Raw genomic sequence first — 14132 nt, forward strand, 5'->3', positions numbered from 1 at the left:
GGGCCGATGGGTTAACGGCGCTGTCATTTCGTCGCATTTTGCTGCGGCTTGACTCTTTTTCGGAAATCTTTAGGGCGGCCGACGGGCCACGCGGTCCCAACGCCGCGCGTGCTCTCTGCAAGGAGACGCATTACATGACTGATCTGACTGCCGTTGACGCCACCATTGCGCCTGTCGCAAAGCCTGCCAACCGTCCGGCTCGCCCCTTTTTCTCTTCCGGTCCCTGCGCCAAGCCTCCGGGTTGGGATGCCGCCAAGCTGGCCACCGAGTCGCTCGGCCGTTCGCACCGCGCCAAGATCGGCAAGACCCGCCTCGCCTACAGCATCGACCTGATGCGCGAGCTGCTGAACCTGCCCGACACTCACCGCATCGGCATCGTGCCGGGTAGCGACACCGGCGCCTTCGAAATGGCGATGTGGACGATGCTGGGCGCCCGCCCGGTGACGACGCTGGCCTGGGAAAGCTTCGGCGAAGGCTGGGTGACGGACGCCGCCAAGCAGCTGAAGCTCGATCCCACCGTGATCCGTGCCGACTATGGCCAACTGCCCGATCTCACCACCGTCGACTTCTCGAACGACGTGCTCTTCACCTGGAACGGCACCACCTCGGGTGTGCGCGTGCCCAATGCCGACTGGATCCCGGCCGACCGCGAGGGCCTGACCTTCGCCGACGCCACCAGCGCGGTCTTCGCCTATGAGATCGACTGGACCAAGATCGACGTCGCCACCTTCTCCTGGCAGAAGGTTCTGGGCGGCGAGGGCGGCCATGGCGTGCTGATCCTTGGCCCCCGCGCGGTCGAGCGTCTGGAAAACCACACCCCGGCCTGGCCGCTGCCCAAGGTGTTCCGCCTGATGGCCAAGGGCAAGCTGGCCGAAGGCGTGTTCAAGGGCGAAACCATCAACACCCCGTCGATGCTGGCTGTCGAGGACGCGATCTTCGCGCTCGAATGGGGCAAGTCGCTGGGCGGCCTCAATGGCCTGATCGCGCGCAGCAACGCCAATGCGGCGGCGCTGGGCAAGATCGTCGCCGAACGCGACTGGCTCGGCCATCTCGCCGTCGACGAAGCCTCGCGCTCGACCACCAGCGTCTGCCTGACCGTCGAGGGTGCCGACGAAGCCTTCATCAAGGCCTTCGCCGGCCTGCTCGAGAAGGAAGGCGCGGCCTATGACGTCGCGGGCTATCGCGATGCCCCGGCCGGCCTGCGCATCTGGTGCGGCGCGACCGTCGAGACCGCCGATATCGAGGCGCTCGGCCCGTGGCTCGACTGGGCCTACGCCCAGACCAAGGCTGCCTAACTTCATTTAAATTCCGATCGCCCTGAGCGAAGTCGAAGGGCTCGGCCGACCGATAGGGAGGCCACTTCGCTTCGCTCAGTGGAGGGCTTCGACTTCGCTCAGCCCGAACGGTTACAGATATTCCAGAAGGATATTTCCATGCCCAAGGTTCTCATTTCCGACAAGATGGACCCCCGCGCCGCCGCGATCTTCCGCGAGCGTGGCGTCGAGGTCGACGTCATCACCGGCCAGACGCCGGAAGAACTGGCCGCGATGATCGGCGCCTATGATGGCCTTGCCATCCGCTCCTCGACCAAGGTGACCAAGGCGATCCTGGACGCCGCGACCAACCTCAAGGTCATCGGCCGCGCCGGCATCGGCGTCGACAATGTCGACATCCCGGCCGCCTCGGCCCAGGGCGTGATCGTGATGAACACGCCGTTCGGCAACTCGATCACCACCGCCGAACATGCCATTGCGATGATGTTCGCGCTGGCCCGCCAGATCCCCGAGGCCAATGCCCAGACGCAGCAGGGCCTGTGGCCCAAGAACGGCTTCATGGGCGTGGAAGTCACCGGCAAGGTGCTGGGCCTCATTGGCGCGGGCAATATCGGGTCGATCGTCGCCAGCCGCGCGCTGGGCCTCAAGATGAAGGTCGTTGCCTTCGACCCCTTCCTGACGCCGGAACGTGCCGTCGAAATGGGCGTGGAAAAGGCCGATCTCGACACGCTGCTGGCGAAGGCCGACTTCATCACGCTGCACACGCCGCTGACCGACCAGACCCGCAACATCCTGTCGAAGGAAAATCTGGCCAAGACCAAGAAGGGCGTGCGCATCGTCAACTGTGCCCGTGGCGGCCTGATCGACGAAGCGGCGCTGAAGGATGCGCTGGATTCGGGCCATGTCGCGGGCGCCGCGCTCGACGTGTTCCAGACCGAGCCGGCCAAGGAATCGCCGCTGTTCGGCACGCCGAACTTCATCTGCACCCCGCATCTGGGCGCATCGACCGACGAAGCGCAGGTCAATGTCGCGCTGCAGGTGGCTGAACAGCTCAGCGACTATCTGCTCGATGGCGGCATCACCAACGCGCTGAACGTGCCGAGCCTGTCGGCCGAGGAAGCACCCAAGCTCAAGCCCTATATGGCGCTGGCGGAAAAGCTGGGTAGCCTGATCGGCCAGCTCGAAGGCGATGCCATCACCGGCGTGGCAGTCGAGGTCGAGGGCCATGCCGCCGAGCTGAACCAGAAGCCGATCACCGCCGCGGTGCTGGCCGGCCTGATGCGCGTCTATTCGGACACGGTGAACATGGTCAACGCGCCCTTCCTGGCGAAGGAGCGTGGCCTGGACGTGCGTGAAGTGCGCCATGACCGCGAGGGCGACTATCAGACGCTGGTGCGCGTCACCGTTTCGACCGAAGCGGGCGACAAGTCGGTCGCCGGCACGCTGTTCGGCCATGCCCAGCCGCGTCTGGTCGAGCTGTTCGGCATCAAGGTCGAAGCCGATCTCGACGGCCACATGCTCTACATCGTCAACCAGGACGCGCCGGGCTTCATCGGTCGCCTGGGCTCGAAGCTGGGCGAGTCGGACGTCAATATCGGCACCTTCCACCTGGGCCGTCGCAACCAGGGCGGTGAAGCCGTGCTGCTGCTGTCGGTCGACGGCACCGTCACCGAACCGCTGCGCTGGGCGATCTGCAACCTCGCCGGCGTGAAGCAGGTGAAGTTGCTGCGCTTCGCCTAAGCTGACCTAAATATCTGCCGTTCGGTTCGAGCAGCCCTTCGACTGCCTGCAAGGCAGGCGCTCAGGACAGGCTTCGAGCTTGTCGAGAAGCGTTGTCGAGAACAGTTCTCGACAAGCTCGAACCGAACGGGGGTAGGGGATGGCCTAACCCCAAAATTCCGCTAAAGGGCCTGTCCCATGACCATGATCCCGCCCGGCCTTCTTCCTGAAGGACTTTCCGATCGCCTGCCGCCGCAGGCCGAAGCTTCCGCGCGCCTGGCGCGCCGCGTGCTCGATACGGTCGCGACCCATGGTTATGAACGGGTCATGCCGCCGCTGGCGGAGTTCGAGGATACGCTGACCCAGCGGCTCAAGTCGATGCGCGCGCAGGATCTGGTCCGCGCCGTCGATCCGGTGTCGCAGCGCACTTTGGCCTTCCGCCCCGACATGACCGCGCAGGTCGGTCGCATCGCCGCCACCCGCCTGCGCAGCGCGCCACGTCCGCTGCGCCTGTCCTATGCCGGGCCGGTGATCCGCCAGAAGGCGAGCCAACTGCGCCCCGAGCGCGAGAAGATGCAGCTGGGCGCCGAACTGATCGGCAGCGACAGCGCCGCCGCTGCGGTCGAGATCGTCAATATCGCGATCGAAGCGCTCACCGCAGCCGGCGTTACCGGCATCACCATCGATTTCACCTTGCCCGACCTGATCGACGCGCTGGCTGCTGGCCCGTTGCCGCTGGGGGCGGAGGAACTGGAAGCCGTGCGCGCCGAACTGGACGCCAAGGATGCCGGCGCGCTGGTGGCGATCAGCCCGGCCGCCGCCGCCTATCTGCCGCTGATCGAGGCGACCGGCCCCTTCCATGCCGCGATGGAACGGCTGGAGGCGTTCAGTGCGCAGCTGGGCGGCGCCATCGACAGCCGAATCGCGGGCCTGCGCGCCATTGCCAAGCCGATCGGCTGGGACATCACCCTGACCCTCGACCCGACCGAACGGCACGGTTTCGAATTCCAGAACTGGTTTGGCTTCTCCATCTTTGCCGAGGGTTTCATCGGTGAGATCGGCCGTGGCGGCAGCTATGCCATTGCTCGTGCTGGCGAAACGGATGAGCCCGCCATGGGCTTTTCGCTCTATCCCGATCCGCTGATCGACGCGGGCTTTGGCGACGAACGGCCCAAGCGCCTGTTCCTGCCGGTCGGCCATGATGTCGTGCGCGCGGCAGCGCTGCGGGCCGAGGGCTGGCACACGGTTGCGGCCCTGGCGGACGGCGAAGATGGCGCTGCCCAGCGCTGCTCGCACTGGCTGGATGGCAGCGAGCCCCGCGCCTACTGACCGAACAGGCGACGCAGCCAGGCGTCCACGATGCCGGTGCCGGCATAGTCGGCATCGCCCATCTCGCGGTTGATCTGCATATGGCCGCGCAGCCCGCGTCCGGGGAGCGCATGGATATCCACTGGCGTGCCGGCCTTGCGCAGCGCGGCGGCGAGCGCATTGGACTGGGCGGTGCCGTCGACCCGATCGACATGGAGCAGCAGGAAATCGGGGGCATTGGGCTTTGCCGCCTGCAAGGTCGGCGATAGCGCCTTCTGCCGCGCCGGATCGGTGCCGAACGCCTGTTCATAGGTTTTCGCCATGAATCGGCCGCCCTGCGCCATCTGCGTTGGCACGTCATAAGCCGCGCCATCCAGTGCGATGATGCCGCGCACGGCATCGGGCTTCAGCGCGGCCTTGGCGAAATAGCGCATATCGGTGCCGACCAGCGCGACGAGGTGCGCGCCGGCGCTATGGCCCATCAGAATGATACGGCCGGGGTCGATGCCCAGCGTTACCGCCTGGCTGCGCAGATGGGCGACCGCGTCTGCGACGTCCTGTGCCTGCTGCTCAACCGTGGCATCGGGAACCAGCCGGTAATTGATCGAGGCGAAGGCATAGCCCAGGCCGGTATAATGGGGGGCCTTGGCCGCGCCGGTGGCATTGTCCTTGCTGCCGCGTTTCCAGCCGCCGCCATGGACGAAGATAACCAGCGGTGCCTTCGTGCCCTTGCCCGGCCAGAAGTCGATCGCCTGTAGCGGATCGCGGCCATAGGTCATGGCCTGCGGTGCGGCGGCGGTCTGGGCCTGCGCGGCCAGCGGCGTGCCCGCGAGCAGGGAGAGAATCAGGATGGGAATCAGCCGTCTGCGCATATGGATCGTCCTTCGCTGCCCCTGCGACGCCATGATCGCGAGGGCGCATCGCGCCGTAAAGTCGGCACCTGGTATCAAAGTGTAATGTGTCTCCAACCTTGACGCATCGGCCATGCCCGGCTAACGCGCGCCCCGCACAGGGCGTACCCCGCCCATCCTATTCCACCGGCATGCCGAGTCCCGTCGAAGGGCATGGCCGGTCCGCGCGGCGGGCGGAGGAGTGTATCCATGGCAAATGTAACCGTGATCGGCGCCCAGTGGGGTGACGAAGGCAAGGGCAAGATCGTCGACTGGCTGTCGGAGCGCGCGGATGTCGTCGCCCGTTTCCAGGGCGGCCATAATGCCGGCCACACGCTGGTCGTCGGCGAGAAGGTCTACAAGCTCTCGCTGCTGCCGTCGGGCATCGTGCGCGGCACGCTGTCGGTAATCGGCAATGGCGTGGTGCTGGACCCCTGGCACTTCCGTGACGAGGTCGCGAAGCTGAAGGGCCAGGGCGTCGAGATCACACCGGAAAACCTGCAGATCGCCGAAACCTGCCCGCTGATCCTGCCCTTCCATCGCGACCTCGACGGTCTGCGCGAGGATGCGTCGGGCGCCGGCAAGATCGGCACCACCCGTCGCGGCATCGGCCCGGCCTATGAGGACAAGGTCGGCCGCCGCGCCATCCGCGTGTGCGATCTGGCCCATCTCGACGATCTCGACCTGCAGATTGATCGGCTGACCGCGCATCATGATGCGCTGCGCGCCGGCTTCGGTGAAGCGCCGATCGACCGCGCCCAGCTGATGGCCGACCTGACCGAGATCGCCGCCTTCATCCTGCCCTTCGTCAAGCCCGTCTGGCTGACGCTCAACAAGGCGAAATCGGAAGGCAAGCGCATCCTGTTCGAAGGCGCGCAGGGCACGCTGCTCGATATCGACCATGGCACCTATCCCTTCGTCACCTCGTCCAACACGGTGGCGGGCACGGCGGCGAGCGGCACCGGCCTTGGCCCCAATGGCGCCGGCTTCGTGCTGGGCATCGTCAAGGCCTATACCACCCGCGTCGGTTCCGGCCCGTTCCCGACCGAGCAGGAAAATGACGTCGGCCAGCGCCTGGGCGAGCGTGGCCATGAGTTCGGCACCGTCACCGGCCGCAAGCGCCGCTGTGGCTGGTTCGATGCGGTGCTGGTGCGCCAGTCGGTCGCGGTTTCGGGCGTGACCGGCATTGCGCTGACCAAGCTCGACGTGCTCGACGGCTTCGAGGAACTGAAGATCTGTGTCGGCTACAAGATCGGCGACCAGAGCTTTGATTATCTGCCTGCCCATGCGCAGGACCAGGCCAAGGCCGAGCCGATCTATGAAAGCATCGCTGGCTGGAGCGAAACCACGGCCGGCGCGCGCAGCTGGGCGGAGCTTCCGGCACAGGCGATCAAATATATCCGCCGTATCGAGGAACTGATCGGCTGCCCGGTCACGCTCGTGTCGACCAGCCCGGAACGCGACGACACCATCCTCGTCCGCGATCCCTTCGCGGATTAAGGGGCATGGCCGGCGAACGCTTCGAGCGGCACAAGCAGCCCTGGACCCAGGATGAGGTCCAGAAACTGCACACGCTCGCCAAGAAGGGCATGGCGCTGAAGGCGATCGCCAAGGCGCTGACCCGCAGCGAGGAATCGGTGAAGACCCGCGCCAAGCAGGACGGGCTGTCGATCGCCAAGCTGCGCTGAGAGATTGAGAGGCCGGGCGGAAACGTCCGGCCCTTCCTCATTTCGGGGCGTGGCGCTCGACCGGCAGGATGGCCCCGTCCTTGGCATAGGTCAGCGGGGCGATGGTGATCGAGCGCCGATGATCGCCACCGCCGGGCAACAGCCTGTCATGATAGAAGAGCCAGCTCTTGCCGCCCCGCTCGACGATCGCCTGATGATTGGTCGAGATCGGTAGATAGTCGAGGATCACCCCGCCATAAGCGAAGGGGCCGAGCGGCGAGGCGGCGGTGCCATAGATGATCTGGCCGGGCCAGCCGGTCGAGAAGCAAAAATAATAGCGGCCGTCATGGGCGTGGAGATAGGGCGCCTCGCCATATTTCTTCTTGGGGTCGCTGGCCGGCAGTCCGGTGACGACGACATCCATGATCGGACCATCGACATGGATCATGTCGGGCTTCAGCCGCACAACCTTGGGCACGCGGGTGCCGAAATAGAGATAGGCCTGTCCGTCCGTGTCGATGAAGACGGCGGGGTCGATCGGCTCGGCGCCGGCATTGGCGTCGCGCGCCTTGTCGATCAACGCGTCGCCGCGCGCGTCGCGATAAGGCCCCTGGGGGCGGTCGGCCACCGCAACGCCGATCCGGTCGCCGCCGATCGGCGCATAGAAATAATAGCGTCCGTTGCGTTGGGCGACTTCAGGGGCCCAGGCTTTGGCATCGGGGCGTGCCCATTGGAAGGTGGTGACGTCGAGGAAGGCGCCGTCATCCTGCCAGCTTTTCATGTCGGTCGAACTGTAGAGGCGCCAGCTTGTGCTGTCCCAGTAGCGGCCGGAATTGGATGCGTCGTCGGTGGCATAGAGATACCAGCGATCGTCGAACCAATGCGGCGACGGATCACCGGCAAAGCGCGGGCTGATCGGCTTGCCCGGTTCGACCTCGCCATTGGCCATCAGCAGGCCCATGCAGGCCAGCAGCGCCATCCTCTTCATCCGCATCCTCCCTGATCGATATCTGATATGATGATGGCGTTCCGCCATGTGAAATGCAATTTCGCATCATGAAATATTGAAAGATTAGAAGGCCGGCTGGACCCGATCGGGGCGGGATGCGACAAGTCTGTCGACATCCAGACAGGAGGCTCCGCATGGCACTCGACATCCTCGTCCTCTACGGTTCCTATAGGCGCAGCCGGCTCGGTATCCGGCTGGCCGACTATTTAATCCGCAGCTTTGAGGGGCTGGGGCACAAGGCGGAACTGGTCGATGCCAAGGCGGTCGGCCTGCCGATGCTCGACCTGCGCTATAGCGACTACCCGGCCGGCGAGGCGCCCCCCGCCATGGCGCATCTTGCCGAGCGTCTGTCCGCTGCCGATGCCTTCGTCTTCGTCGCGGGCGAATATAATCGCGGCATGCAGCCGGGTCTCAAGAATCTGGTCGACCATTATCTCAAGGAGTTCGACCGCCGGCCGGCCGCGATCGCCAGTTACTCGATGGGGCGTTTTGCCGGGGTGAACAGCCATGCCGACTGGACGGTGACGCTGTCCGCCATGGGCATGGCGGTGATGCCGGAGCGGCTGAGCGTCGGCCAGATCGGGCAGGTGCTGGACGAGCAGGCCCGGCCCCAGGGGGAGGGCGGCGCGGCGCTGGATCGGGGCTTTGCCGGTTTCGCCGACACGCTCATCTGGTGGGCGCAGGCGGCGAAGGCACGGCGCTGATCTCCTCGCGCGCCGATATCACCGTCGCGGCCACCAGGTCGCCGGTGACGTTGAGCGCGGTGCGGCACATGTCGAGCAGCCGGTCGACGCCCAGCACCAGCCCGATCCCCTCGGGCGGGATGCCGACCATCGCCAGGATCATCGCCACCACCGGCAGCGACCCGGCGGGCACGCCTGCCGTGCCGACCCCGCCCAATATGCAGACCAGCATCACCATCAACTGCTGGCCAAGGCTGAGGTCGACATGGAAGAATTGGGCGAGGAACAGGACGGTGATCCCCTCGAACATCGCCGTGCCATTCTGGTTGGCGGTGGCGCCGATGGTGAGGACGAAGCGGGCGATGCGGCGCGGCAGGTGCAGCTTCTCTTCCGCAACGCGGATGGCGGTTGGCAGGGTGGCGTTGGAGGAGGCGGTGGCAAAGGCCATGACGCTTGCTTCCTGCACGGCGGCGAAGAAGCGCAGCGGCGATCGGCGCGCCGGCAGGCCGATCAGCAGCGAATAGATGCCGAACATCTGGATCGCGAGCGCCAGCAGCACGACCCCGACATAGGCGGACAGGCGCAGCAGCAAGTCCCAGCCGAACTGGGCGGCGAGGTTGAACATGAAGCAGGCGATGGCGATCGGCGCCAGGCGGATGACGATCGATATGAGGCGCATCGTCACCGCGAACAGACCCTCCATCGCGTCGAGCAGCAGCTTCGTTTCCTTCGTCTGCACCAGCACCAGCCCGATGCCGAAGAAGAGGGCGAAGACCATCACCGCCAATATGTCATTGTCGGCCATCGCCGCGATCACATTGTCGGGGACGATCGCGATCAGCGCCTGCATGCCGGTGGGCGTGTCGGCACCGCGATCGAGGATCGCCTTGGCCCCCTGGCCCGCATCGGCCAGCAGTGCGCGCGCCTGCGCCGGATCGACGCCGCTGCCCGGTTGCAGCAGATTGACCAGCGCAAGGCTGATGACGACGGCTATGCCCGACACGATCAGCGTGTAGAGAAGAGTGCGCAGCCCCACCCGGCGCAGCGAGCGCATCTCGCCCATTTCGGCGATGCCGACGATCAGCGCGGAGACCAGCAGCGGGATCACCAGCATGAACAGCAGCCGCAGGAAGATTTGGCCGATCGGGCCGGTGAGATAGCGGGTGACCGCATCGATCCAGGGCGCGCCGGGGGTTACGGCATAGGCGACCAGCCCGGCGGCGAGGCCGATCAGGAAGCCGGCCAGCATCTGCCATTGTAGCGAGAAGGCCGCGCGCCGGCCCGCCAGTTCTTCTGTGCCCGAACCACTCATGACCTCTCCTCTTCCTCCCGACCAACGAGCCATGCGGAAGCGGGTTGCGCGGCCGGCAATATTTCGTTTCGTTAGGGCATCGACGGAGCATAGCCGCATGCTCGGGCGTTGGGCCGGTTCACCAGAAGGAGTCTTGCATGATCGTTGATGCCGTCCCCAGCATGCGCCGGATCGCATCGGAAGTGTGGAAACCGCTGACCGCGCTGTTCGTGTGGGACTGTGCGGTCACGGCCGCTTATTATCTGTTGCCGTTCAAGGCCCCTTCGCTGCCGCTCACCATTTTCGGTTCGGCCCTCGCCCTGTTCCTGGGCTTCCGGTCGAACAGCAGTTACCAGCGCTGGTGGGAAGGGCGCACATTGTGGGGGGCGATGATCAACGCCTCACGCAGCCTGGCGCGTTCTGCGCGCAATTTCCTGCCCGACCCGGAGGCCCGCGACCTCAAGCGCGAAATCGTCAAGCGCCAGATCGCCTATGTGAATGCGCTGCGCTGCCAGTTGCGGCGCCAGACGATCGGCGAGGATGTGACCAAATTCCTGCGCGAGGAGGACAAGGGCAAGGCGCTGGCGCGGGCCAATCCGGCCAATGGTCTGCTCGACAGCACCGGTCGGCGGATCGACATGGCGCGGCGGGAAGGCTGGATCGATACCATCCAGCAGACCCAGATGGAAAAGGTGCTGGTCGACATTGCCAATGCCCAGGGCGGGATGGAGCGACTGAAGAACACGCCGCTGCCCTTCCAATATCGACTGCTGCCGGTGGTCTTCACCCATCTTTTCTGCATTTTGCTGCCGATCGGGCTGGTCGAGACGCTGGGCCTGGCCACGCCACTGGGATCGACGGTGGCGGGGCTGATGTTCATGGCGGTGCTACGGATCGGCGATGATCTGACCGATCCCTTTGCCGACAGCGTGCATGACGTGCCGCTGACCGCGATGTGCCGGACGATCGAGATCGACCTGCTCCAGTCGATCGGCGATCCGGCGCCAGATCCTGTCACGCCGGTGCGTGGTGTCCTGTGGTAAGGTAACAAAAAGCCCCGCCGGCATGATGCAGGCGGGGCTTTTTCTTTGGCATTGAAGCGCGGGCTTATCCCTTGCGGTCTTCGTCGACCATGTCGGAGGCCAGTTCCAGCCCGGCCCGGCCATGGGACGGGGTATGGGCCGGCGCCTTGGGATGGGGCACGTCGACCGGCTCCTCCACCTCCAGCATACCTTCCCACTTGGTGATGACCGAGGTGGCAATGGCATTGCCCAGCACGTTGGTGGCGGTGCGGCCCATGTCCATGAAATGGTCGACCGCCAGGATGAAGGCGACGCCCTCGACCGGCAGGTCGAACTGGCCGAGCGTGGCGGCGACCACGACCAGCGAGGCGCGCGGCACGGCGGCGATGCCCTTGCTGGTGACCATCAGGACGAGCAGGATCGTGATCTGGGTCGCGATCGGCAGGTCGATGCCATAGGCCTGGGCGATGAAGATGGTCGCGAAGGTCGCATACATCATCGAGCCGTCGAGGTTGAAGCTGTAGCCCAGCGGCAGCACGAAGCTGTAGATGCGGCGCGGCACGCCGAACCGGTCGAGCTGTTCCAGCATCTTGGGATAGGCGGCTTCCGACGAGGCGGTCGAGAAGGCGATCAGGATCGGCTCGCGGACATAACGGATCAGCTTGAACATCCGCTTGCCGAGGAAAATCGCACCCGCGCCGAACAGCAGCACCCACAGGCAGATGAGGGCGATGTAGAATTCGCCGACCAGTGCGCCATAGGTCTTGAGCACGCCCAGGCCCTGCACCGTCACCGACGAGGCGAGGGCGCCGAACACGGCGAGCGGCGCGACCCGCATGACATAGCCGGTGACCTGCAGCATCAGTTCGACCAGCGCTTCGATCACGGTGATGATCGGCTTGCCCTTTTCGCCGATGGCGGTCAGCGCCACGCCGACGAACAGCGAGAAGACGACGATCTGCAGGATCTGGTTGTCCGCCATCGCGCCGATCATCGACGTCGGGAAGACGTGCAGGATGAAGTCGCGGAAGTTGAGCGCTTCGGTGTTGACGCCAGCATCCGCGCCCGACCGGACGAGGTTGAGGCCGGCACCCGGCTCGAAGAAATTGACGAAGATCAGGCCCAAGGTCAGCGAAATGAGGCTGGCGATGATGAACCAGGCGAGCGCGCGCCCGCCGATCCGCCCCAGTGCCGCGCTGTCGCCCATATGGGCGATGCCCGCGACCAGCGTGGAAAAGACCAGCGGTGCGATGATCATCTTGATCAGATGAAGGAAGATGTCGGCCAGAAGGTGAAAATAGCCCGCCACATCCTTGGCCAGCGCTTCATCCCCGCCGACCCAGAGATTGGCCACGAAGCCCACGATCACGCCCAGGACCATGCCTGTCAGGATGTAGGCCGTCAGTCGATTTCGCATTATATTCCTCTAGCCAGCGAGCGGTCCGCCCGCGCATTCATTCTGTTCTGCTGGGTGGTGACACCTAACAGGCGCCCGGCCAGCCCGCAATCGGGCAGGCTTGGACTGTGCGGGGATAGACGAATGAGCCACCATATTCCGCGCCCTGTTTTACGGCAGGACAATGGCATGGTGCTCGCTCAGGGGTAGAGAAGCCCCTCGTTCCAGGCATTTTCCTGGCGGGAGAAGACGCGCCGTTCATGCAGGCGATGCTCGCGATCCTGCCAGAACTCGATCCGTTCCGGGGTCAGGCGGAAGCCCGACCAGTGGGGTGGGCGCGGCACCGGGCCACCTTCGAACCGGGCGCGCACCTCTTCATAGCGATCCATGAAGACGGCGCGCGAGGGCAGCGGGCGGGACTGGTCGGAGGCCCAGGCGCCCAGCTGGCTGTCGCGGCTGCGGGTGGCGAAATAGGCGTCGGCGGTGGCGTCGTCGACCGGGCCGACACTGCCCTCGATCCGGATCTGGCGGCGCACCGACTTCCAGTGGAACAGCAGGGCGGCATGCGGATTGGCGAGCAGGTCGCCCGCCTTGCGCCCTTCGAAATTGGTGTAGAAGATGAAGCCGTCGGGGCCATGGCCCTTGAGCAGCACCATGCGGACCGACGGGCGGCCCTGTGCATCGGCCGTGGCCAGCGCCATGGCGTTGCTGTCATTGAGTTCGGTCTCGCGCGCCTGCGCATACCACTCGTCGAAAAGGGCGAAGGGATCGGTCATGCCCCTGCCTTAGATTCCCGGCACCGCACTGTCGATACGGATGCGCCGCAGCTTGAACGAGGCCCGGCCTTCGGCCACATAGGGGCGATATGGCCGTGATGCGGCAAATACCGGTTTCAGCATAACAGGATGATAGATGGCGGATCCCTATTCCACTCTGGGTGTGGCGCGCAGCGCGAGCGAAGCGGAGATCAAGTCCGCCTATCGCAAGCTGGCCAAGCAATATCACCCCGACAAGAATCAGGATAATCCCAAGGCGGCAGAGAAATTCTCGGCCGTGACCAACGCCTATGACCTGCTGTCGGACAAGGACAAGCGAGCCCGCTTCGACCGGGGCGAGATCGATGCCGATGGCAATCCGACCGCGCCCTTCGGCTTTGGTGGCGGTGGCGGCGGGCGTGGCCGTCCCGGTGGGTTCGAGTTCAACGAGGGCGGCGCCGATTTCGGCGATATTTTCGAAGGCCTGTTCGGCGGTGCGGGCCGTCGCGCCGGGGGAGGCGGCGGCTTCGGCGGCTTTGGTCGCGGCGCGCCGCCCGCCAAGGGGGCCAATGTCGCCTATCGGCTGGCGGTGCAGTTCGTTGATGCGGCGACGCTGGCGCCGCAGCGCATCACCCTGCAGGACGGCAAGACGATCGACCTGAAGCTGCCCGCCGGGGTCGAGACCGGCACGCAGATGCGCCTGACCGGCAAGGGGCAGCCGGGCGCGGGCGGTGCGGGCGACGCGATCGTCACCATCGAGGTGAAGTTGCATCCCTTCTTCAAGCGCGACGGCGACAATGTGCTGCTCGATTTGCCGATCACCATCAACGAGGCGGTGAAGGGCGGCAAGGTGAAGGTGCCGACCGTCGATGGCCCGGTGATGCTGGGCGTGCCGGCCGGCACCACATCGGGCAAGACGCTGCGCCTGCGCGGCAAGGGCTTTACCGGCAAGGACGGCCAGCGCGGCGACCAGCTTGTGACCTTGCTGATCGACGTGCCTGCCGATGATCCGGTGATCCTCCAGCTGGTTGAGGATTGGCAGGATGGTCGCGCGGTGCGGACCCATCTGGGCGTCTAGGACGTTCGGCAAGGGTGCCGCTGCCTTCCCCCTATAGTCC

General features: G+C 65.5%; 13 protein-coding genes. 8 read left to right on the forward strand and 5 right to left on the reverse strand.

Going from position 1 to position 14132, the window contains the following annotated elements:
• The first annotated feature begins 134 nt into the window (after positions 1 to 134).
• From U0025_RS22060 to U0025_RS22070, 3 genes are all read left to right on the forward strand, one after another.
• Positions 135 to 1295 carry a phosphoserine transaminase gene (locus U0025_RS22060; RefSeq protein WP_004209742.1) on the forward strand — a complete coding sequence of 387 codons (1161 nt, stop codon included), beginning with the start codon at positions 135 to 137 and terminating at the stop codon, positions 1293 to 1295.
• A 138-nt stretch (positions 1296 to 1433) separates the two neighbouring features.
• Positions 1434 to 3014 carry a phosphoglycerate dehydrogenase gene (gene serA, locus U0025_RS22065; RefSeq protein ID WP_004209743.1) on the forward strand — a complete coding sequence of 527 codons (1581 nt, stop codon included), beginning with the start codon at positions 1434 to 1436 and terminating at the stop codon, positions 3012 to 3014.
• Positions 3015 to 3191: 177 nt separating this feature from the next.
• Entirely contained in the window at positions 3192 to 4322 is a 1131-nt protein-coding gene (locus tag U0025_RS22070; RefSeq protein ID WP_004209744.1) for an ATP phosphoribosyltransferase regulatory subunit, read from the forward strand.
• Here the strand turns inward: U0025_RS22070 and U0025_RS22075 are convergent.
• Positions 4316 to 5173 (reverse strand): alpha/beta hydrolase, encoded by an 858-nt coding sequence (locus tag U0025_RS22075; RefSeq protein WP_004209745.1) that lies wholly within the window; start codon positions 5171 to 5173, stop codon positions 4316 to 4318. The genes U0025_RS22070 and U0025_RS22075 overlap by 7 nt on opposite strands.
• A gap of 228 nt (positions 5174 to 5401) precedes the next feature.
• Here U0025_RS22075 and U0025_RS22080 point away from each other — a divergent pair, with 228 nt between their 5' ends.
• Positions 5402 to 6691 carry an adenylosuccinate synthase gene (locus U0025_RS22080; RefSeq protein ID WP_004209746.1) on the forward strand — a complete coding sequence of 430 codons (1290 nt, stop codon included), beginning with the start codon at positions 5402 to 5404 and terminating at the stop codon, positions 6689 to 6691.
• A gap of 5 nt (positions 6692 to 6696) precedes the next feature.
• Positions 6697 to 6879 (forward strand): hypothetical protein, encoded by a 183-nt coding sequence (locus U0025_RS22085; protein ID WP_004209747.1) that lies wholly within the window; start codon positions 6697 to 6699, stop codon positions 6877 to 6879.
• A gap of 37 nt (positions 6880 to 6916) precedes the next feature.
• Here the strand turns inward: U0025_RS22085 and U0025_RS22090 are convergent, their stop codons facing one another.
• Positions 6917 to 7846 carry a family 43 glycosylhydrolase gene (locus U0025_RS22090; protein ID WP_004209748.1) on the reverse strand — a complete coding sequence of 310 codons (930 nt, stop codon included), beginning with the start codon at positions 7844 to 7846 and terminating at the stop codon, positions 6917 to 6919.
• A gap of 155 nt (positions 7847 to 8001) precedes the next feature.
• Here U0025_RS22090 and U0025_RS22095 point away from each other — a divergent pair, with 155 nt between their 5' ends.
• The gene (locus U0025_RS22095) at positions 8002 to 8571 is read left to right on the forward strand and encodes an NADPH-dependent FMN reductase (protein WP_004209750.1); all 570 of its coding nucleotides are present in this window, start codon (positions 8002 to 8004) and stop codon (positions 8569 to 8571) included.
• On the opposite strand, the gene U0025_RS22100 is transcribed toward U0025_RS22095, so the two are convergent.
• Entirely contained in the window at positions 8534 to 9862 is a 1329-nt protein-coding gene (locus U0025_RS22100; RefSeq protein ID WP_004209751.1) for a dicarboxylate/amino acid:cation symporter, read from the reverse strand. The genes U0025_RS22095 and U0025_RS22100 overlap by 38 nt on opposite strands.
• 137 nt (positions 9863 to 9999) lie before the next feature.
• Here U0025_RS22100 and U0025_RS22105 point away from each other — a divergent pair, with 137 nt between their 5' ends.
• Positions 10000 to 10884 carry a bestrophin family protein gene (locus U0025_RS22105; protein ID WP_004209752.1) on the forward strand — a complete coding sequence of 295 codons (885 nt, stop codon included), beginning with the start codon at positions 10000 to 10002 and terminating at the stop codon, positions 10882 to 10884.
• Between the two features lie 64 nt (positions 10885 to 10948).
• On the opposite strand, the gene U0025_RS22110 is transcribed toward U0025_RS22105, so the two are convergent.
• Positions 10949 to 12280, reverse strand: coding sequence for a dicarboxylate/amino acid:cation symporter (locus tag U0025_RS22110; RefSeq protein WP_004209753.1), 1332 nt, complete (start codon positions 12278 to 12280; stop codon positions 10949 to 10951).
• A 179-nt stretch (positions 12281 to 12459) separates the two neighbouring features.
• Positions 12460 to 13035 carry a pyridoxamine 5'-phosphate oxidase gene (gene pdxH, locus U0025_RS22115; protein ID WP_004209754.1) on the reverse strand — a complete coding sequence of 192 codons (576 nt, stop codon included), beginning with the start codon at positions 13033 to 13035 and terminating at the stop codon, positions 12460 to 12462.
• Positions 13036 to 13171: 136 nt separating this feature from the next.
• Here pdxH and U0025_RS22120 point away from each other — a divergent pair, with 136 nt between their 5' ends.
• Positions 13172 to 14092 (forward strand): DnaJ C-terminal domain-containing protein, encoded by a 921-nt coding sequence (locus U0025_RS22120; RefSeq protein WP_004209755.1) that lies wholly within the window; start codon positions 13172 to 13174, stop codon positions 14090 to 14092.
• The last annotated feature ends 40 nt before the right edge of the window (positions 14093 to 14132 follow it).

The organism is Sphingobium yanoikuyae (assembly GCF_034424525.1).
Classification (GTDB): domain Bacteria; phylum Pseudomonadota; class Alphaproteobacteria; order Sphingomonadales; family Sphingomonadaceae; genus Sphingobium; species Sphingobium yanoikuyae.